General features: G+C 55.0%; 19 protein-coding genes. 12 read left to right on the top strand and 7 right to left on the bottom strand.

Annotation, left to right across the window (positions count from 1 at the left end):
- Positions 1–40 precede the first annotated feature (40 nt).
- The 12 genes from VIN76_RS04495 (at position 41) to VIN76_RS04550 (ending at position 10,465) form a co-directional block, all read left to right on the top strand.
- Entirely contained in the window at positions 41–367 is a 327-nt protein-coding gene (locus VIN76_RS04495) for a DUF1476 domain-containing protein (RefSeq protein WP_332040625.1), read from the top strand.
- A 10-nt stretch (positions 368–377) separates the two neighbouring features.
- Positions 378–611, top strand: coding sequence for a BolA family transcriptional regulator (locus tag VIN76_RS04500; protein WP_332040626.1), 234 nt, complete (start codon positions 378–380; stop codon positions 609–611).
- 20 nt (positions 612–631) lie between these two features.
- Positions 632–967: a Grx4 family monothiol glutaredoxin gene (grxD, locus tag VIN76_RS04505; protein ID WP_332040627.1), complete on the top strand. Its 336-nt coding sequence runs from the start codon at positions 632–634 to the stop codon at positions 965–967.
- A 545-nt stretch (positions 968–1,512) separates the two neighbouring features.
- Positions 1,513–1,881, top strand: coding sequence for a BlaI/MecI/CopY family transcriptional regulator (locus VIN76_RS04510; RefSeq protein ID WP_332040628.1), 369 nt, complete (start codon positions 1,513–1,515; stop codon positions 1,879–1,881).
- A complete protein-coding gene (locus VIN76_RS04515) occupies positions 1,878–3,614 on the top strand; it encodes a M56 family metallopeptidase (RefSeq protein ID WP_332040629.1) in 1,737 nt (578 codons plus the stop codon). The genes VIN76_RS04510 and VIN76_RS04515 overlap by 4 nt, the downstream gene beginning before the upstream one ends.
- Positions 3,615–3,762: 148 nt before the next feature.
- A complete protein-coding gene (locus VIN76_RS04520; RefSeq protein ID WP_332040630.1) occupies positions 3,763–4,641 on the top strand; it encodes an MBL fold metallo-hydrolase in 879 nt (292 codons plus the stop codon).
- Positions 4,623–5,339 carry a DUF4230 domain-containing protein gene (locus VIN76_RS04525; protein ID WP_332040631.1) on the top strand — a complete coding sequence of 239 codons (717 nt, stop codon included), beginning with the start codon at positions 4,623–4,625 and terminating at the stop codon, positions 5,337–5,339. The genes VIN76_RS04520 and VIN76_RS04525 overlap by 19 nt, the downstream gene beginning before the upstream one ends.
- The gene (locus VIN76_RS04530) at positions 5,336–6,412 is read left to right on the top strand and encodes a Kelch repeat-containing protein (RefSeq protein ID WP_332040632.1); all 1,077 of its coding nucleotides are present in this window, start codon (positions 5,336–5,338) and stop codon (positions 6,410–6,412) included. Before VIN76_RS04525 ends, VIN76_RS04530 begins: the two co-directional genes overlap by 4 nt.
- Before the next feature lie 53 nt (positions 6,413–6,465).
- On the top strand, positions 6,466–7,479 hold the full coding sequence (gene nadA / locus VIN76_RS04535) for a quinolinate synthase NadA (RefSeq protein WP_332040889.1): 1,014 nt from the start codon (positions 6,466–6,468) through the stop codon (positions 7,477–7,479).
- Positions 7,480–7,549: 70 nt separating this feature from the next.
- The gene (locus VIN76_RS04540; RefSeq protein ID WP_332040633.1) at positions 7,550–8,881 is read left to right on the top strand and encodes a DUF2254 domain-containing protein; all 1,332 of its coding nucleotides are present in this window, start codon (positions 7,550–7,552) and stop codon (positions 8,879–8,881) included.
- Positions 8,878–9,738: a carboxylating nicotinate-nucleotide diphosphorylase gene (nadC, locus tag VIN76_RS04545; RefSeq protein ID WP_332040634.1), complete on the top strand. Its 861-nt coding sequence runs from the start codon at positions 8,878–8,880 to the stop codon at positions 9,736–9,738. Before VIN76_RS04540 ends, nadC begins: the two co-directional genes overlap by 4 nt.
- 1 nt (position 9,739) lies before the next feature.
- Positions 9,740–10,465, top strand: coding sequence for a ribonuclease T2 family protein (locus tag VIN76_RS04550; protein WP_332040635.1), 726 nt, complete (start codon positions 9,740–9,742; stop codon positions 10,463–10,465).
- 28 nt (positions 10,466–10,493) lie between these two features.
- Here VIN76_RS04550 and VIN76_RS04555 read toward each other — a convergent pair whose 3' ends face one another.
- The 7 genes from VIN76_RS04555 to VIN76_RS04585 form a co-directional block, all read right to left on the bottom strand.
- On the bottom strand, positions 10,494–10,916 hold the full coding sequence (locus tag VIN76_RS04555) for a DUF4112 domain-containing protein (RefSeq protein ID WP_332040636.1): 423 nt from the start codon (positions 10,914–10,916) through the stop codon (positions 10,494–10,496).
- A 43-nt stretch (positions 10,917–10,959) separates the two neighbouring features.
- Positions 10,960–12,471 carry an ABC transporter substrate-binding protein gene (locus tag VIN76_RS04560; RefSeq protein WP_332040637.1) on the bottom strand — a complete coding sequence of 504 codons (1,512 nt, stop codon included), beginning with the start codon at positions 12,469–12,471 and terminating at the stop codon, positions 10,960–10,962.
- A gap of 119 nt (positions 12,472–12,590) precedes the next feature.
- The gene (locus VIN76_RS04565; RefSeq protein WP_332040890.1) at positions 12,591–13,829 is read right to left on the bottom strand and encodes a dicarboxylate/amino acid:cation symporter; all 1,239 of its coding nucleotides are present in this window, start codon (positions 13,827–13,829) and stop codon (positions 12,591–12,593) included.
- A gap of 112 nt (positions 13,830–13,941) precedes the next feature.
- The gene (locus VIN76_RS04570; protein WP_332040638.1) at positions 13,942–15,753 is read right to left on the bottom strand and encodes an SLC13 family permease; all 1,812 of its coding nucleotides are present in this window, start codon (positions 15,751–15,753) and stop codon (positions 13,942–13,944) included.
- Between the two features lie 10 nt (positions 15,754–15,763).
- Positions 15,764–16,843, bottom strand: a complete 1,080-nt coding sequence (gene aroC / locus VIN76_RS04575; protein WP_332040639.1) for a chorismate synthase — start codon at positions 16,841–16,843, stop codon at positions 15,764–15,766.
- Between the two features lie 51 nt (positions 16,844–16,894).
- The gene (fabI, locus tag VIN76_RS04580) at positions 16,895–17,698 is read right to left on the bottom strand and encodes an enoyl-ACP reductase FabI (protein WP_332040640.1); all 804 of its coding nucleotides are present in this window, start codon (positions 17,696–17,698) and stop codon (positions 16,895–16,897) included.
- Between the two features lie 98 nt (positions 17,699–17,796).
- Positions 17,797–18,756: a YihY/virulence factor BrkB family protein gene (locus VIN76_RS04585; protein WP_332040641.1), complete on the bottom strand. Its 960-nt coding sequence runs from the start codon at positions 18,754–18,756 to the stop codon at positions 17,797–17,799.
- Positions 18,757–18,780 lie beyond the last annotated feature (24 nt).

Below are 18,780 nucleotides of genomic sequence, written 5' to 3' on the forward strand. Positions count from 1 at the left end.
ACATGGTCCAGTGATGGATAAATGGTAATTAGGGAATATTATGACTGATTTTGATGATCGTGAAAGAGCGTTTGAGACTAAATTCGCGCGCGATGCGGAAATGCAGTTCAAAATCACGGCAAGGCGCAACCGTCTGGTAGGTGAATGGGCTGCCGAAAAAATGAACCTTACCGCCGAAGAAACAGATGCCTATGCCAAAGGTGTGGTGCAGGCAGACTTTGAAGAAGCGGGCGACGAAGATGTTGTTCGCAAACTGCTTGGTGATCTGACATCTGCGGGAGTGGATATTGACGATGCCGGTATCCGCACCGCACTGGCCGACAAAATGGTCGAAGCGCGCCGCCAGTATATCGAACAAGCGTCATAGGATATTTGCAATGCCCATGGCAAGTGACGATATCAAGGCTATGATACTGGAAGCCTTTCCCGATGCGGATGTGGTGATTCAGGATCTGGCCGGTGACGGGGACCATTATGCAGCTACGGTTTTGTCGCCTGCATTTGCGGGCATGAACCGGGTGAAACAGCATCAGGCCGTCTATGCGGCCTTAAAAGGTAAAATGGGCGGGGAGTTGCACGCACTACAGCTAACCACTGGGGTTCCGGAATAGAACCTGAAATGGAGAATGAAATGAGTGACGCCGTAAATCAACGTATCGATTCCGTAATACAGTCCAATGATGTGGTCCTGTTCATGAAGGGCACGCCACTTTTCCCGCAATGCGGCTTTTCCAGCAAGGCGGTTGCCATTCTGGAACATCTTGGCGTTGGCTTTGAATCCGTCGATGTCCTGCAGGACATGGAAATTCGTCAGGGCATCAAGGAATTTTCCGACTGGCCAACCATACCGCAGCTTTATGTCAAAGGCGAATTTGTCGGCGGCAGCGATATCATGATGGAAATGTATGAAGCTGGCGAGCTGGGCGAACTGATGGCCGAGAAAAAGGTCGCCCCTGCGAATAATTGAGGTCAGGGCTGTTTCAGACCATCTGGGTTAAGCGTCATTCCTGCGAAGGCAGGTATCCAGCTTACTTCTGCAAGGTTTAGATAGCTGGATACCCGCCTGCGCGGGAATGACGATGGTTATTACTGTTAGATAATTCATCAGCGTTCACCCTAAAAATAAAGCGGCCCGGATCAGACAATCCGGGCCGTCTTTATTTGGGGATAATGGGAGGGACGACACAGACCAGTATATCGTCCCCCCGCATTAGGGTTTCATGGGTGTGAAACATAGGAACATCTGAAGTATTGCACCATGCGTGCCAGTTTTTACTACGCCATATATTTCATGGACTTGGATAGTTAAATTGCTGTTAACCTTGCCGAAATTGTAAAGTTTTCCGACAAACCGGCCGCATTGTTTATGAGGCTCATGGCTGCTTATAAGAGACACGGCGCGGCACCCGCTCACCACGAAAAGGAAAAAGGTATATTTACTTTTTCGGCAAATGAAACTACACATGTAGTCAATAGCGGGTATGATCCGGTTGCATTAGGGAGAAGGTGGATATGGTCGAGCGTATCAGCGATGCCGAGCATGAAATCATGGAGGTGCTTTGGCAAGAAGCGCCTTTGACCGCGACCGATGTTGCGGACCGGGTTAGTGAGGCCAGGGGCTGGACGCTGCAAACCGTTAAAACGCTTTTGTCCCGCCTTGCCGCCAAAGCCGTTATCGGCACGGAGCGCGACGGACGGCGCTTTTTATATTCGCCGCTGGTAGAGCGAGATTCCTATCTGGCCGGTGTTTCGCGTAAATTTGTTGATCGCCTGTTCGGAGGAAAGGTCACGCCGCTGGTGGCCCATCTGGCCGAATCCGATCAGCTAAGCGACGATGATATAAAGGAAATCGAAGAGCTTTTAAGGGATCTGAAGAGATGACCAACTGGATGATGGACACGATGGTGTCGATGACGCTTCTGATGGTGCTGGTTCTGATGCTCCGTAAACCGGTTAGCCGCTTTTTCGGGCCGCATATCGCTTATCTCCTCTGGACCTTGCCGCTGGCGAGGCTGTTCATGCCAACTTTGACGCTAAAGGCTCCGGCGCCGGTTGAAGGTGCCGAGGCGGCAGCCGCTACGCCGTTATTATCAACCGTCGCAAATAATATTTCCGGTCAGAATATGACCGGCCTGCATCTTACGGAGCAGAGCGCCGTGATGAGTTCTCTGGCCTCGGTTGACTGGGTGCTGATCGCTTTGGTGCTCTGGATTGGCGGGGCAGGCTTGTTGTTTATCACCAAATTGGCGAGCTATTTCCAGTTTCGTGAGGACATAATCTCTGACGGGCATCTGGTTGGGCGACACGGGCGGATAAAAATTCTTGAAACCGCGGCTGTTGGTGGCCCCTTGGCTTTCGGATTGCTTGAAAAATATATTGCAGTGCCGACCAATTTCTTCCGCGACTATGCGCCGCGCGAACGCGAACTGGCGCTGGAACATGAAATTGCCCACCATGAATCGGGCGATCTGGCGGCGAATTTTGTCGGGCTTCTGGTCCTGTCGCTGCACTGGTTCAACCCGGTGGCATGGTTTGCTTGGACCGCGTTCCGGCAGGATCAGGAAACGGCTTGCGATGCCCGTGTCCTGCAAAAAGGCCTGCAAAATGGAGGGCGCAATGTAAGGGCGGTTTACGGGCGGACGATTGCGAAATCCGTATCCGGTCGGCAGCTTGGTCTGGCCAGCCCGCTCAATCAGAAGAACAAGATTAAAGACCGGCTGATCATGCTGGGTCAGAGTGAAAAGTCCGCTTTTCGTAAACGAATGGGCGCTTTGATGGTCGGCGCGAGCACTGCTCTGGCCTTGCCGCTCACAGCAACAGTGACTTATGCCGTGGAAGCCGAAGCGCAGCCGGTGGAGGGCGCAGAGGCCTATGTGCCGCCAAAGGCTCATCTGGAAAACAAGGACATAGCGGTTATTACACAGCAACCCGCTGCGACGAAGTCATCCCTTGCGGAAACTCTGCCCGTTCCGCCAGCACCCCCGGTTCCTCCGGCGGCTCCACCTGCTGCGCCTGCGACACCAGTCAGAGCGGATGAAATGCCCGATAAAGAAGAAATCCGGAGCATTGCGAAAGAGGCTGCCCGTCAGGCCCGCTATGACGCGAAAGAAAAGCTGAAAGCCGCTGAAATTGCGCGTCAGGAAGCACGTCAGGAGCTACGCGTCGCGCTCGCCAAAGCCAATCGCGAGGTCCGTGAGGCACAGCACAACGCCCGCGCAATACAGCGCGAAGCGATGGAAGCCGCCCGCGAAGCACAGCGGGAGGCCCTTCAAAAGGGCATGGCGGCCCGCGTGTGGGAAATCTCTCAATTCACCATCCAGCCTTATTTCAGGTCCGCTATTGGCAGCGTGCATCAGTCCGGTCCCGTGGCAAGTAGCGCGGCGGAATGCGTTACTGTGAGCAGAAAAATCACCGTTGCCGGAACAGGTGCGACCAGTTGGACCTATGTTGAGGCCAATATTGCCGGTTGCCCTGAAACGGAACAGCCGGATACAGCCCGGAAAGCGGCATTGACCGCAGCTTCGAAATCGCTTGAAAATAAGCAGACCGCTGCGTCGCGATGTCCGGAAACAGGCGGCGATCAAATGCCGATCATCGAGGTCGCCAAGGCATAAAGAACCGGAAAGCCTGAGCGTTTGGCCTCCTGAAAAGCTGTAAAAGCCGGTTCTGTCAAGCATGGCGACACGCCGGTTTTGGAGCTTTCCCGGATTATATAGCGATATTCATGGTTGTTTTCTGGCTTGAATATGCCACATCTTTATCATGAACATGAAATTTGATCCTGACCAGTTTCCGACAGGTCTCTCCGAACAGCTTGAACCGCTGGTCGTCCGGGTTTTGGCCGGCAATCCCAGCCCCTATACCTATACCGGGACACAGACTTATGTTGTGGGCAATGGTAGTGATCGCGCAGTCATTGATCCGGGACCGGTGTTTGACGATCATATTGACGCGATATTGGCGGCGGTTGGCGATGCCAGCATCAGCGCGATCATGTGCACCCATACCCACCGCGACCACAGCCCGGCGGCGAAACCCTTGGCGGCAAGGACCGGTGCGCCGATTATCGGCTGTGCGCCATTGGTTCTGGAGGATGACGGACCGCGCGTGGATGAAAGTTTTGACAAGAACTATAATCCGGACCGTGTGCTGGTCGATGGCGAAACCGTGTCCGGTGATGGCTGGACCATAGAAGCGGTGGCAACGCCGGGCCATACATCCAACCATCTGTGCTACGCTTTGCAGGAATCCGGCGCGCTGTTTACCGGCGATCATGTCATGGCATGGTCGACAAGCGTCATCGTACCGCCCGATGGCAATATGTCCGACTATATGGCCAGCCTGCAAAAAATCTATGACCGCGATGACAAGGTTTATTATCCCGCGCATGGCAAGAAGGTCGAAAAACCGCGGCAACTGGTTCGCGGCATGATGGGGCACCGCAAACAGCGGGAACGCCAGATATTGAAGCTGCTCGAAGGCGGCGCAGCGGCCATTCCCGACATGGTGACAAAGATGTACAAGGGCCTTGATCCGCGCCTGACAGGTGCGGCTGGCCAATCGGTGCGAGCGCATCTGATCGACTTGCAGAACAGAGGCATTGTCGGCGCGGATGGCGAGATATGGAAAATGTCCGCGTGAATCGCCGCTTCGCCATTCCCTTGGCGATCATGGCTGGCGTGTTGCTAATCCTTGGGGCGCTGTCATGGTTGCTACTTTCAAAAGTGGAAAGCGGGTTCAGCCCTGATCCGGTTTCTATCGCCAGTGCCAGCCTTGACGGGCTGCGCGAACAGAACCGGCTGACGGTGTTCTCCGCAAGCTATAACGCGACAGTGACCACCACGATGAGGCGCATGGGACTTTCCGCGCGTAAGACGCTGATTATGCCGGGGTCAGTGCGCTATGAGGTTGATCTTGCAAAGCTGGATGCCGACAAGGTTCGCTGGGACGCGGAAAGCGGCACACTGTCCATAGAGATACCACCGATCGAAATAGCCCGGCCAGAGGTGCAGATTGACCGGATTCAAAGCTATGGTGAGGGCGGCGTGTTGATGGCGCTTACGGATGCGGAAAAAATACTGGATCAGGCCAATCGCAAAAAGGGCGTAGCGGAGTTGGCTAAACAGGCAAAAAATCCGGTGCAGATGCGACTGGCCCGCGAGGCGGCCCGGCGTGCTGTGGAAACGAGTTTCGTCTTGCCGCTGCGTGCTGCCGGACTGGAAGCGAAGGTCGATGCGTTTTTTGCCTTTGAACGGGGCACGGACAATACAGACCGGTGGGACGTATCCCGGTCGATCAAGGATGTGCTTGCGGATAAGGAAAGGCAGGACGCGCAGTGAGGGGACTGGGGGGCAAGTATCTGGCCAGCCTTTTCGCGTTGTTGACTTTAGGCGCTTGCGGTCAGGAAACGGCGGAACAGCCTCTTTCCGCCACCGCCGAATTTTCTCTGCCCGTCCCGATGACCAATAATGCGGTTGCTATGGCCGGTGAAAATCCGGTGCTATATAGTTTTAACGGGCTGAAATCCGGCAAAAGCTGGCAGGACACTAGCCATGCTGCCTTTGCGTGCGTGATAAGCACAAAGTCATGCGAGGAAATCGCCTCTGTGCCCGTCAGTGAAGGGCGGCTGGCCAGCGCTGCTGTCACGGTCGCGGATAAAATCTATATTTTCGGGGGCTATAGCGTTGCAGAGAATGGCGACGAGCTTTCCACGCCAGAGTTGTTCGCCTATGATCCCGACACAGGTGAATATTCACGCCTTTCCGACATGCCGACTCCGGTCGATGATATGGTCGCGCTGCCCTATCAGGATCGCTATATCTATCTGGTATCCGGCTGGCATGACGAGGGCAATGTTGCCCTGGTCCAGCTTTACGATACGCGGACAGATACATGGCGCATGGCGACCGAGTTTCCCGGAAAGCCGGTATTTGGCCATGCCGGCGGTCTTGCGGGCAATAGCATGATTATCACCGATGGCGTGGCCGTGGCGGGGCTGGTGGATGGAAAGCGCAAATTTGTCGCTGCCCCCTTTGCATGGCGCGGCGATATTGATCCCAATGACCCGGCGCGCATTACCTGGCGCGCGGTGGATGCTCATCCCGGCGGGCCGCTTTACCGGATGGCGGCGACGGGCGACGATGATCGCGGCCTGATCCTGTTCGCTGGCGGTGGCGATAAGCCGTATAATTTTGATGGTATCGGCTTTGACGGGGTTCCGGCATCACCCACGGACCGGATTTTCGGATATGACCTGAACGCCGACCAGTGGATCGAGCTTGGTAAGCTTGCCAAACCGAGCATGGATCATCGGGGGCTCGTAAAATCGGGCAGTGATTATTATATTATAGGTGGAATGAATGCGGATCAGGCGGTGACAGCGCAGATTATGAAGTTCCGCATAGATGATTGATTTTTGCAGCTTCCTCGTGGCATAGCGGCGACAACTATTTTAAGGAAAAGATGATGGACGCACGTGGAGGAATAGGCGGCAGCTTGGCCGGAGTGGATATTGTTGAGGAAATCAACAAGCTGCGTAAAGAACGCAACGCGATCATCCTTGCTCACTATTATCAAAAGCCGGAAATACAGGATATTGCCGATTTTGTCGGTGACAGTCTTGAGCTATCACGCAAAGCGGCGGAAACCGATGCCGACGTGATTGCATTTTGCGGTGTGAGATTCATGGCGGAAACGGCGAAAATCCTGTCGCCGGAGAAGATTGTCGTGCTGCCCGATATGGATGCCGGTTGCAGCCTTGAAGACAGTTGCCCGCCCGACAAGTTCAAAGCATTTCGCGACGAACATCCCGATCACATCGCACTCACCTATATTAACTGCTCTGCAGAGGTGAAGGCGCTTTCGGACGTGATCGTAACCAGCTCTTCTGCCGAGCATATCCTGTCGCAGATCCCGCTGGACAAGAAGATTATTTTCGGCCCGGACAAGCATTTGGGCGCCTATATTGCCAAGAAAACCGGGCGCGACATGCTGCTCTGGCCCGGTGTATGCATCGTCCACGAGGCGTTTAGCGAGACGGAACTGCTGAAACTGCAAACCCAGCACCCCGGCGCACCTATTGCCGCCCATCCGGAATGCCCGGCCTATATTCTGGACCATGCCGATATGGTTGGTTCGACCAGTGCGATCCTGAAATTCGCCAAGGAAATGGAAGGCGATACGCTGATCGTGGCGACCGAGCCGCATATCATCCACCAGATGGAAAAATCGGTTCCGGAAAAGAATTTCATCGGCGCACCGGGCGCGGACGGTAACTGCAACTGCAATATCTGCCCCTATATGGCGCTCAACACGATGGAAAAACTTTATCTCGCCCTGCGCGATCTGGAGCCGCGTATCGAGATGGATGAGGAATTGCGGCTTCAGGCACGCAAGTCGATCGATAAAATGATGGAGATGGCCAGCGCAACCGTCGGTCAGGGCGATTTGGGCCCGACCGATCTGGCGCATAAGGGGTAGGGGCAATTTGCGGTGCCCTGCAAGATGGTGATGTGATGGTTTCGTGCGATATACGTGATTATTATACGAAATGATCGCCCGCATCCGCTCCCTGCTGCTTTCGATCAACGCCAGTTACTGGTTCTTTCCCGCGCTGTTATCGATACTGGCCGGTTTGCTGGCATTGTTGACAGTTTATCTGGATCGTAATGGAGCCGCAGAGTGGCTTCAACAGTTTGAATGGATCCACCCGAGCCGTCCCGAGGGGGCCAGAACAACATTTACCGTGATTGCCGGATCAATGATCGGCATCGCGGCCACGGTTTTTTCGATTACCATCGCCGCCGTGGCCTATGCCTCCGGTAATTATGGGCCGCGATTACTTACCAACTTCATGGAAGACCGGGGCAATCAGCTTTCGCTCGGCGTTTTCATAGCGACATTCACCTATTCCCTCATGGTACTGCGGACCGTGCGGAACGAGGACGAAGCTGCGACTAGTTCATTGATTGCCGCAGAAACCGCTTTACCCGGCTTCACGCCGCAATTGTCGCTGATGGTCGGCATGGTGCTTGCGATAACCTCTGTCGCGGTTCTGGTCTATTTCCTGCACCACATTCCCGCGAGTATCCGTATAAATACAGTTTTGCAGGGGATTGGTCAGCGGCTGATCCATGATATCAAGCACCGGTTTCCTGCCGATACCGAGGAACGTGAGCCGCGCGAACAAATATCCGGACAGGCAGTCACCGCGAGCAGCGTGGGCTATGTCAGAATAATTGATTTTGACGGTCTGAACGACATTGCGACAGAAAGCGGGGGGACGATAGCGTTGAAGATCCGCACAGGTGATTTCGTTCACCCGATGGTTCCATTAGTGGAATTCGGCAATGCAGAATTAACAGACGAGATGTCCCACAAAATTCGTAATTGTATCAGTACGGGCGGGATGCGTTCGGCGACGCAGGATCTGGAATATTTGATTGATGAGCTTGCTGAAATAGCGCTTAGGGCGTTGTCACCGGGAATAAATGACCCTTTTACGGCGATTACGGCCATGCATTGGTCAGGCGCTGCTCTGGCGGAACTGGGGCGCCGCGATCTTGACCGGGGGCCGGAACAGGAAGATTATGACTGGAACCGGGTTCAACCCCTTAGCGACAATTTTCAGCATTACCTGCATCGCAGCTTTGGCGTAATTCGAAGCGCAGCAGCGAGTAGCGCGATTGCTTCGATAAAATTCATCGACACGCTTTATGCCGCATGCAGCACCTGTCGTTCCCGCAAAAGATTGGACTTGCTCGTTAGGGAAGCGGAGACCATGGTTCGACTGGCGCGCACGCAGCTATCCGGCCCTTCCTTGGAAGAACTGGAAACGCGTTTGAGCGACTTTAAGCAAAAAATGAAAGGCCATCTGAATTGACTTTTGCACTGGACTCCTTTGACCTCGATGATTTTGTGCGGCGCACGTTGACCGAAGATATGGGCGGACCGCCGGGCGAAGGGGGGCGCGATGTGACATCCGAAGCGGTTATTCCCGCTGATGCCATGTTTACCGGCGTCATGGGTAGTCGTGACGCGGTGGTGGTCGCAGGATTACCGATTGCAGAGGCGTTCTTCCGTTCGCTTGATCCCGATGTCGAAATCGAAATCCTGGTGCAAGAGGGTGAGGCTGTACAGGCCGGAACCGAAGTCATGCGCCTGAAGGGCAGGGGCCGTGCGATGCTGACCGCGGAGCGCAGCGCGCTGAATACGGTGCAACATCTTTCCGGAATAGCCACGATGACCAATGAATATGTACGGAAAATCAATGGCACCGGCTGCACTTTGCTCGATACGCGCAAGACTATTCCGGGCCTTCGCGTGCTTGAAAAATATGCCACCCGCATGGGCGGCGCGGAGAACCACCGCATGGGATTATGGGATGCGGCGATGATAAAGGATAATCATGTCGCTGTTGCCGGAAATATCGGCGAAGCGGTCAAACGTGCGGTCGATGCGGGCATTGAAAAGATTATCGTCGAAGTGGACAAGATTGACCAGATTGAACCGGCACTGGCCGCCGGGGCGACCTATTTGCTGCTCGACAATATGGAACCATCCATATTGCGCGGGGCGGTAACGCTGATCGGCGGGCGCGTGCCGGTAGAGGCATCGGGCGGGATCACGCTGGAAACGATTTTTGAAAAGGCGGATACCGGCGTGGATTATGTTTCCGTTGGCCGTTTGACGCAAAGCGCACCGGCAGCGGACATCGGATTGGACTTTGCGCAGGTTTGATGTGACCGTCCGACGGGGTGCGGCGCTGGTGACGGCGGCGGTCCTGATGCCCGTTCTATCGGCACCAGCGGTCGCCCAATCCTATCAGTGCAAAGCACCGACCATATCCCAACCAATCGCACCGGCCCGCAAACCCGCCGACGAACCGCGCCGTGTCACGCCGGTAACCGGCTATACGCTTGCGATGAGCTGGTCCCCGGAATTTTGCCGACTGCGCAAAGATGACCGGCGGCACAAGACACAATGCAGCGGCGATGAAGGGAGTTTCGGTTTTATCCTGCACGGCCTGTGGCCCGATGGACAGGGAACCAGCTATCCGCAATGGTGCCGCGCGACAAAACCGTTACCCCCGGCTGTGGTCAGGCGCAATTTCTGCATGATGCCATCGCCCCGCCTGATGGCCAGTGAATGGGCAAAACATGGCACTTGCATGACCGAACAGCCTGAAACCTATTTCCGGGTTTCGCAGATCATGTTTGGCGCTGTGGACTTTCCCGACATGGACCGATTGTCCCGTAAACCGCTTACCGCCGGTGCGCTTCTCAATGCTTTCGCGGCGGCGAATGAGGGCGTGCGGCCAGAGATGATACGGTTGAAGATAAACCGGCGCGGCTGGCTGGAAGAAGTGCGATTGTGCCTCGCGAAAAACTTCCGCCCCCGACGCTGCCCCGCGCATATGAGAGCGGCGGGTGATGACAAACCGGTTAAAATCTGGCGAGGGGCTTAGGGGGCCTTAGAAATCAGAGTTGGCCGGATTACCCCTCAATAGTGCGCGTTCCGGGGTGATGTTTGTCGAGATGTTTACGGATGATCCGCAAATTGCGGGTGTTGGAGCGCCAGAAAAAGTCGAAAACATCGCCCGCCAGCGGGATCGCTCCCAGTGCGGTATCAATGCCGACATTGGCAGCCATGCGGGTGATTTGCCATTTGGACATGCCCAGATTGCGGGCTTCCCATACGATATAGGCCCCCATGATCGCGGTCACGATATCGCCGACAACCGGGATCATGCCGACCAAGGCGTCCAGCCCGACGGGCTGTTTAATGCCGGGGATGACAAAGGCGCGTTCCAGCACTTTTTCCATCGCTTCGACACGGGTGCGGACGGCCTGTGGATCGCGGCTTACATCCGGCAATTGTTGGGCCATACGCCTTAACTGTTCCTCAGAAATTGCCATGCGCTCTCCAGTCATTATTGCATTGCTGCAAGATCATCCATCTTCAGGATATGGGAATCCCGATCAGCAAGTTCAATGGATGCCAGCCGCGCTGGTTAACTGCGAATCCGCGTGCGCCGGGCTTGATGATGGACCAGCGGACCGGGACAGCCAGCGGGATGAAACTATAATGCTGGACCAAAAGCACTTCGGCTTCGGCGAACAGCCGGGCCTTGGTTTGCAAATTGACCTCTGTATTGGCTTGGGCGATAATCTCATCCGCTTCGCTCAGGCATACCGGGTTTTGCGCGCAGGTCAGGCGGGATAGAAACCACTGTGCGCTGTCATAAGGGGCGATTTGGTCAATCAGGCGAACGTCGGCATCTTCACCCAAGGCAACCTGACGGGCATCCATCCCCACACGGCGAAGGTCGGACTGTATCCGCAGAAATAATATGTCCGCACCCGCGGCATCAGGCAAAGCGATGGTCAATGGCGCGATCTGACCTTCCAGCGCTTCCCAGCGGCGCACATGCTCCTGCGCATAAAGCTGGCGCTCGGTCATTGTCGTATCGGCCCAGTTTGGCCGTGCGTTGACACCACTGACATTCAGGGCGTCGGGAATGATTTTCAGGCGGCTTTGCCATGCTGTGACTTTGGGGAAAGAGGTCAGCAGCGCCGGACGGTCAATCGCCATCGATAATATGGCCCGGTTCTGGGGCAGGGACCAGAATCCGTTTGCCCTTACAAATTGCAGCCCGAACAAACCCGCCACCGGATCAAGCCGCAGGTCATTGCTGCTGATGCCAGCTTCATCAACCAGCGGCAAATGGTGGAAATGTCCGTTCAGAACCAGATCGGTATGGCCGGACGTATAACGGGCGAGGGCCATTGCCGCCCTTTCACTACGCATGGTGATACGGCGTGGGTCGCTGGTATTTTCTTCGTCTTGTGGTTCTTTGTCTCTATCTTCGTTCTCGGACGGAGCCTGATTAAATGGTCCCAGCTTGTATATCTTGCCGCTTTCCAGCTCGCTCATCGGACCTGCGCCATTGCCGGCGCGGAACAATCCCATTTCGGGCTGGGCCATAAGCTGCAGGAAATTGGGGCGCGGGGATTTCAACTGGATTTCGATTACCTGACCGGTCATCGACACAATTTCTTCAATAGCTTCCAGATCCGGCCCTAACCGGCTGGCGCGTAGTTCTCTCACCCTTTGCCGTAGCAGCCTTGCGATCCGGTCAGCCGTGATTTGGCGGCCATCGTCCCATTTCGCTTCGTTGAGGCGGAATATATAGCTGAGGCCGTCATCCGTCACGATCCAGCGCGCGGCCAAAGCCGGGACTACGCGGCCTTCCTCGTCAAAGCCGACCAGTCCCTTTGCGATTGCCGCGCGAGCAGTGGCGGAGGCGTAGTTCAGGTCGATCCCGACAGGCTTGATAACGGGATTGCTATCTTCAATCACCGTCACATGGACCTGATTCTGATCCTTTGACGTACCGCAGGATGCCAAGCATAGCGAGCTCGCAACAGTCGTGAGCAGTGCTTTGAAACCGGGGCGAATTTTTTGGATCATGGGGCGCTTATAAGCAAAGAGCAGGCGGGATGCACAGTCAGAAAATATTCTGTCAGTGCCTGATAGTACATCCGGCCAGCGAAGGGCGTAGGCCAAGAGCAGGGCTGGGATGAGCATGGTTAAACATCATCGGCAGAAACCATTTCATCCACGTTAATCTCGTCCGTCATCACGGCCACTGTTGTCGCTACAGCGGCATCGCCGGTAACGTTGGTGGCGGTGCGCATCATGTCCATGATCCGGTCGACACCGGCAATGAAAGCGATAGTTTCAAGCGGAACGCCGACGCTACCGAACACCAGTGCCATCATGATAAGGCCGGTACCGGGGATGCCCGCTGCCCCAATTGATCCCAGCGTGGCGGTAATCGAAATGATTACATAGTCGCTCCAGCTCAAATCAATGCCGAAAATCTGTGCGCCGAACAGTGTTGCCAGGCCCAGATACATGGCCGTGCCATCCATATTGATGGTCGAACCAAGAGAAACGACAAAGCTCGATACGCTTTGCGACACACCCAGATTGCGTTGGGTACATCTGAGTGTGACCGGCAATGTTGCACTGGAAGATGCAGTGGAATAGCCGACCGCCATCGCATCAATTATGCCGCGGAAAAAATCCTTAACCGGTAATTTTGCAAGGAATTTGATCATCGAGCTATAGATAACAATGATGATTATGAAACAGCCGAGATAGTTGAGGCCGACGAGTATGGCCAGCGATTGCAGCGCATCCATGCCCAGAGCGCCCGCAACCCATGCCATAAGCGCAAAGACCCCAAAGGGGGTCAGCTCCATTATGATCATGGTGACTTTCTGCATCACAATCGCACCGCTATCGAAAATTTTGACAAGCGGTTCGCCGTCTTTCTTGGCCATCAATATGCCGACAGCGATAAGCACGGCAAAAACGATCAGGGGCAAAACATTGGCATCTGCCATGACCTGAACCGGGCTTTCGGGAACTATCGACAGGATCAGATCCACCGCGCTCGCATCATTGGGCACGGGTGTTTCGCCTTTTTGAATAGCGCTTGTGTCCACGCCTGCACCCGGTTTTATCAAAGAGGCGAGAGCAATGCCCATCCAAACGGAAATTTGACCTGTCACGACGAACAATAAAATGGCGCGCCCGCCGACGCTGCCTAATTTTCGCAGATCGCCAATAGCGACCACGCCGGATACAAGGGAAAAGAAGATTAAGGGGACGACCAGCATCTTGATCGCTTTGATGAAGAAATCCCCCATCCATTTGATCGATTCTGCTTCCGGACCCCAGATAAAGCCGGTGATGATACCCAGTATCAGCGCACCGATAACCCGCTGCCAAAGCGGTATCTTGAACCAGAAAGACAGCATATTACGCATTCCCCAATTTTTGTCCGGCTTATTACCGTTCCACCATCACCGGCGTAACTTTATTTCAACCTATCGGGCAAGAACCTATACGGCAACCATTTACCGGCTGAGCTTACATCGACAAACTGATGGCCACACAAGTGGCGAGGCCCACGCCGAATGTCAGCGGAATACCCGCCTTGAAGAAATCGGTGAAACGGTAATTACCCGCTGCGTACACAAGCGTATTGGTCTGATAGCCGATGGGCGTCGCAAAGCTGGCAGAGGCGGCAAACATGACGACAATCACCAATGGACGGGGATCAACGCCCAGATCATTGGCGAGAGAGATGACGATCGGTGTCATGATAACAGCCACCGCGTTGTTGGTCACGATTTCGGTCATCAACACAGATAACACATAGACTGTGATAACCAGCGCCCAAATTGGTACCGTTTCCAGAAACGGCACGAGATTGCTGACGATAAGGGTCACACTGCCGGCCTGTTCCAGACCAAGGCCAACCGCCAGCATTCCGAATATAAGCACCAGCACATTGCCGTCGATAGAGTCCCACGCTTCGTCTGCATCCATACAGCGCGCTAACAATATTATGCCAACGGCCAGTATAACTGCCATTGCAAGCGGCACGATATTCAGCGCAGAGAGCGATACAACAGCGATTAAGGCGCCAATCGCAACCGGTGCGCGATCCCGGCGAAAGGCACGTATCTTGGTCTGCCCAATACCGAACAGATTGGGATTTTCATACATGCGCTGAATATCCTCGCTCGATCCGGTGACGAGCAGGCGGTCGGCGGCGTGGATGCGTGCATTTGCCAGATCGGATCGCGGCAAATTGCGATAGCGCGACAGTCCTAGTAACCGGACGTTCAACCGGTTGAGAAAGGGAATCTCGGACAGGCGGTTACCGATGCTGGGGTGGCTGGGCGCAACGGTTGCCTCGACCAGCTCTTCGCCCATCGGGCCGACATCCCCGGCCCGGACGATCCCGACTTTGAAATCATCCGACGAGCGCAGCGCGATCAGTTCCGCAAGGTCAAGTCTGGTGACAATACGGTCCCCCGGGCGCAGTTCATGATGGGGAAGATCATGGCGAATATAGGTGCTGAGCCGTATTACGGCAGTGACAGAGACACTCGGCCGCCGGAAAACCGGTATCTCGGAGATTTTTTTGCCGATAGCAGACGATTTTGTTCTGACGGTCAGTTCGGTCAGAAAGTCGCTTTCATCGCGGCTGTTAAATGCGCCGCCGACCTGGTCGCCGGGTTGATCCTTTGGTAATAGCCAACTGCTGAACAGGATCATCATGATCGTACCAGCCAGGGCCGCTACCAAACCATAAGGAGTGATTTCAAAAATTCCGAAGGCAGCCTGGCCGTTATCCTGCGCCACAGCATCGACAATCAGGTTGGTCGATGTACCGATCAAGGTCGTTGTGCCGCCCAAAATACAGATGAAGCTCAGCGGAATAAGCAGCTTTTTGGTTGAAAAACCCGTGGCACGGGACAGGCGAATGATGATGGGGATCATCACCACGACAACGGGGGTATTGTTCATGAATGCAGACGCGACAAAGGCACCGAGGAACATTTCCGCCACAGCCAGTTTGGGTCTTTTGCGGGACCGTTCGATGATGAATCCAGCAATCGCGTCGATAGTGCCGGTTCTCAGCAACGCTCCCGACAGGATGAACATCGCGCCAATGGTAATAGGCGCGGTATTGGAAAAGACGGAATAGAGCCCCGCTGTATCAATGATGCCCAGCAAGAGAAAAGAGCAGGCACCAAGTATCGCCACGACCGCCGCCGGAAACCGTTCGATGACAAAGCCGGTGAACATGATGGCCAGTATGACAAGGCCGATAATCGCCTTATGTGCTTGAATATATTCGTTAATGACATGAAGGATAAGGTCGACCATTACCTGCCGTCTATCCGCACTGGGCTTTGTGTAGCATTTTCTGATCAGCGAGAACCAAGGCCATCATGGCTTCTACAACGGGCACACCGCGTATCCCGACACATGGGTCATGACGGCCTTTTGTGCTGATTTCGGTTGCTTCGCCTTCGGGGGTGATGGTTTCCACAGGTGTCAGGATAGAGCTGGTCGGTTTGAATGCCACGCGGCAGAAAACCGGCTGACCGGTGGATATGCCGCCCGCTGTTCCGCCGCTATGGTTTGCCAGAAATTCGGGAGCACCGCCGTTCTTGCCTGTACCGGGACGCATGGCATCGGCATTTTCTTCCCCGCGCAGGCGTGCTGCGGCAAAACCGTCGCCAATTTCCACGCCTTTGGTGGCGTTGATGGTCATCATCGCGGCGGCAAGTTCGCTGTCGAGCTTGGCATAGATGGGGGCACCCCATCCCGCCGGAACGCCAGTCGCTTCACAGGCGATTATCGCGCCGATGCTGCTGCCATCCTTGCGCGCGCCGTCAACCAGTGCTTCCCAGCGTTTCGCGGCCTGTGCATCGGGACAGAAAAACGGGTTGTTACCGATTTCATTGGCGTCAAAATTCGCCATATCAATAGCATCGCCGCCAATTTCCGCCACCCAGGCGCGGATCGAAACTTCCGGAATAGCCAATCGTGCCACTGCTCCCGCAGCGACCCGCGCTGCCGTTTCGCGCGCGCTGGACCGGCCACCGCCGCGATAGTCGCGAAAGCCGTATTTGGCGTCATAGGCATAATCGGCATGACCGGGGCGATAGGCTTTGGCGACTTCGCTATAATCCTTGGACCGCTGATCGACATTTTCGATCATCAGGGAAATAGGCGTGCCGGTGGTTTTGCCTTCAAACACACCGGACAGGATTTTGACCTGATCCGGTTCTTGCCGCTGCGTCGTATATTTCGACTGGCCGGGGCGCCGCGCATCCAGAAACGGCTGAATATCCGTCTCGCTCAACGGCAAACCGGGAGGGCAGCCATCAACCACTGCGCCTAGCGCAGGTCCATGACTTTCCCCCCATGTGGAAAAGCGAAAAACGCGGCCAAATGTATTAAAACTCATATATCCTCATCCGGCATCTGCCAATCTGGCGGCTGATCGTTCGTCTTGTCATCAATCCAGCGCTATATCCGGCGCATCTTCCTGCTTCATGCCAACGGTATGATAACCAGCGTCCACATGATGCGTTTCGCCGGTCACGCCAGCAGACAAATCGGACAGCAGGTAAAGCGCGGAAGCTCCGACATCATCAATTGTCACGTTGCGGCGCAGCGGCGAATTATATTCGTTCCATTTCAGGATATAGCGGAAATCACCGATGCCGGATGCTGCCAAGGTCTTGATCGGACCGGCGGAAATCGCATTTACCCGGATACCATCGGGACCGACATCATTGGCAAGATATTTGACCGATGTTTCAAGAGCCGCCTTTGCGATACCCATAACGTTATAATGCGGGATGACTTTTTCCGCGCCGTAATAGGACAGGGTCAACATCGCGCCGCCCGGGTTCATCATCGCCGCAGCGCGTTTGGCGACGGCGGTAAAGCTGTAAACGCTGATATTCATGGTCATCAGAAAATCATCAAGCGTCACATCAAAATATTTGCCGCGCAGGGCATCTTTGTTGGTGAAGCCGATCGCGTGGACTATAAAGTCGATTGTCGGCCATTTTTTTGCAAGCTCGGCAAAGGTCCGATCGAGTTGATCCATATCGGAAACGTCGCAATCCAGAAGGAAATCACAGCCCAGCTCTTCCGCCAGTGGCTTGACCCGCTTTGCCATCACTTCGCCCTGATAGCTTATCGCCAGTTCCGCGCCAGCTTCGGAAAGCTTTTGGGCAATGCCCCAAGCCAGCGACTTGTTGTTCGCCAGCCCCATGATCAGGCCGCGCTTGCCCTTCATCAGTTCATTCATTACCAGTCCTTTTTAGCAGTCACCTAATTGAATCTACGACATTCAATAGCGCCCATGCCGCTTATACTCCAGAAAATCATCATCAATCTATTGAGCTTTTATTCCGACCCGTTTTGCCGGTCCGTTTTGTCGGGTGAGGGCCGGTCAGCCAGAGCGGCGTTAAGTTCGGCGCCAATCACCATGCCAAGGCCGATCAGGTAAAAGAAAATCAGCGTAATTATCACCCCGGCAAGGCTGCCATAGGTAAGCCGGTAATTGGCCGCATATGTCAGAAACAGGGGCAATAAGCCGGTAATCAGCAACCACCAGCCGCTGATGAAAACAGCCCCCGGCCATTTGGGATAGATGCGGTGCCGATACTGGCGGGGCGTTAACGTGCGGAACAAGGCGTAGAGCGTGATAAACAGCATCAGAAAGGGCAGGGCACCGGACAGTGAAAACCATGTGGAATCCTGTAAAAGGTGCGGGAAAAAAGCGTTCAGAAACTCGCTGATCCCGGCGATGACAAATTGTACACTCAGCGCCAGCATAGCCAGAAATACGGACACAATAATCAATCCGATGGAGCTTAGCCGATATTCCCAGAACGCGCGTTGGGCCGTGATGCCGTATGCGCGGTGGAGGATTTCGCGGATCGTTTCGATCAGGCTGGCCGTGGTCCACAGGCCGACGGCGGCGCTCAACCACAATAAAGGCCCGGTCCGTGCGCTCATCGCAGAGTTGATCGGGTCATGAAGCGCGCGGGCAACCGACGGGGGAACGGTCGCTAGAAAAGCCTCGACAATTTCAGTGCCAAGCTCCGTCTCGCCAAGGCTGCCCACAATCGCGGCGGCAACGATGAAAAAGGAAAATACCGCCAAAAGCGAGAGATAGGCAAAGTTCCCAGCAAAGTTGAAACCATCGGAATAAACGCCCACGGCGGTACGCGCCACAACCGCCATTATCCGCTGCGGTAAGCTGTCATTCGCCAAAGGCTGTGCCGCCGGATCACTGTCTTTTAATCCCTTGACCCGCTCCTCGCGCCGGGCTTCGGGAGAAAGAGGGGAAGGTTCAGACATGAAATCCGGCAGTCACGATCATCC

The organism is Parasphingorhabdus sp., assembly GCF_036568145.1.
In the GTDB taxonomy this organism is placed as follows: Bacteria; Pseudomonadota; Alphaproteobacteria; order Sphingomonadales; family Sphingomonadaceae; genus Parasphingorhabdus.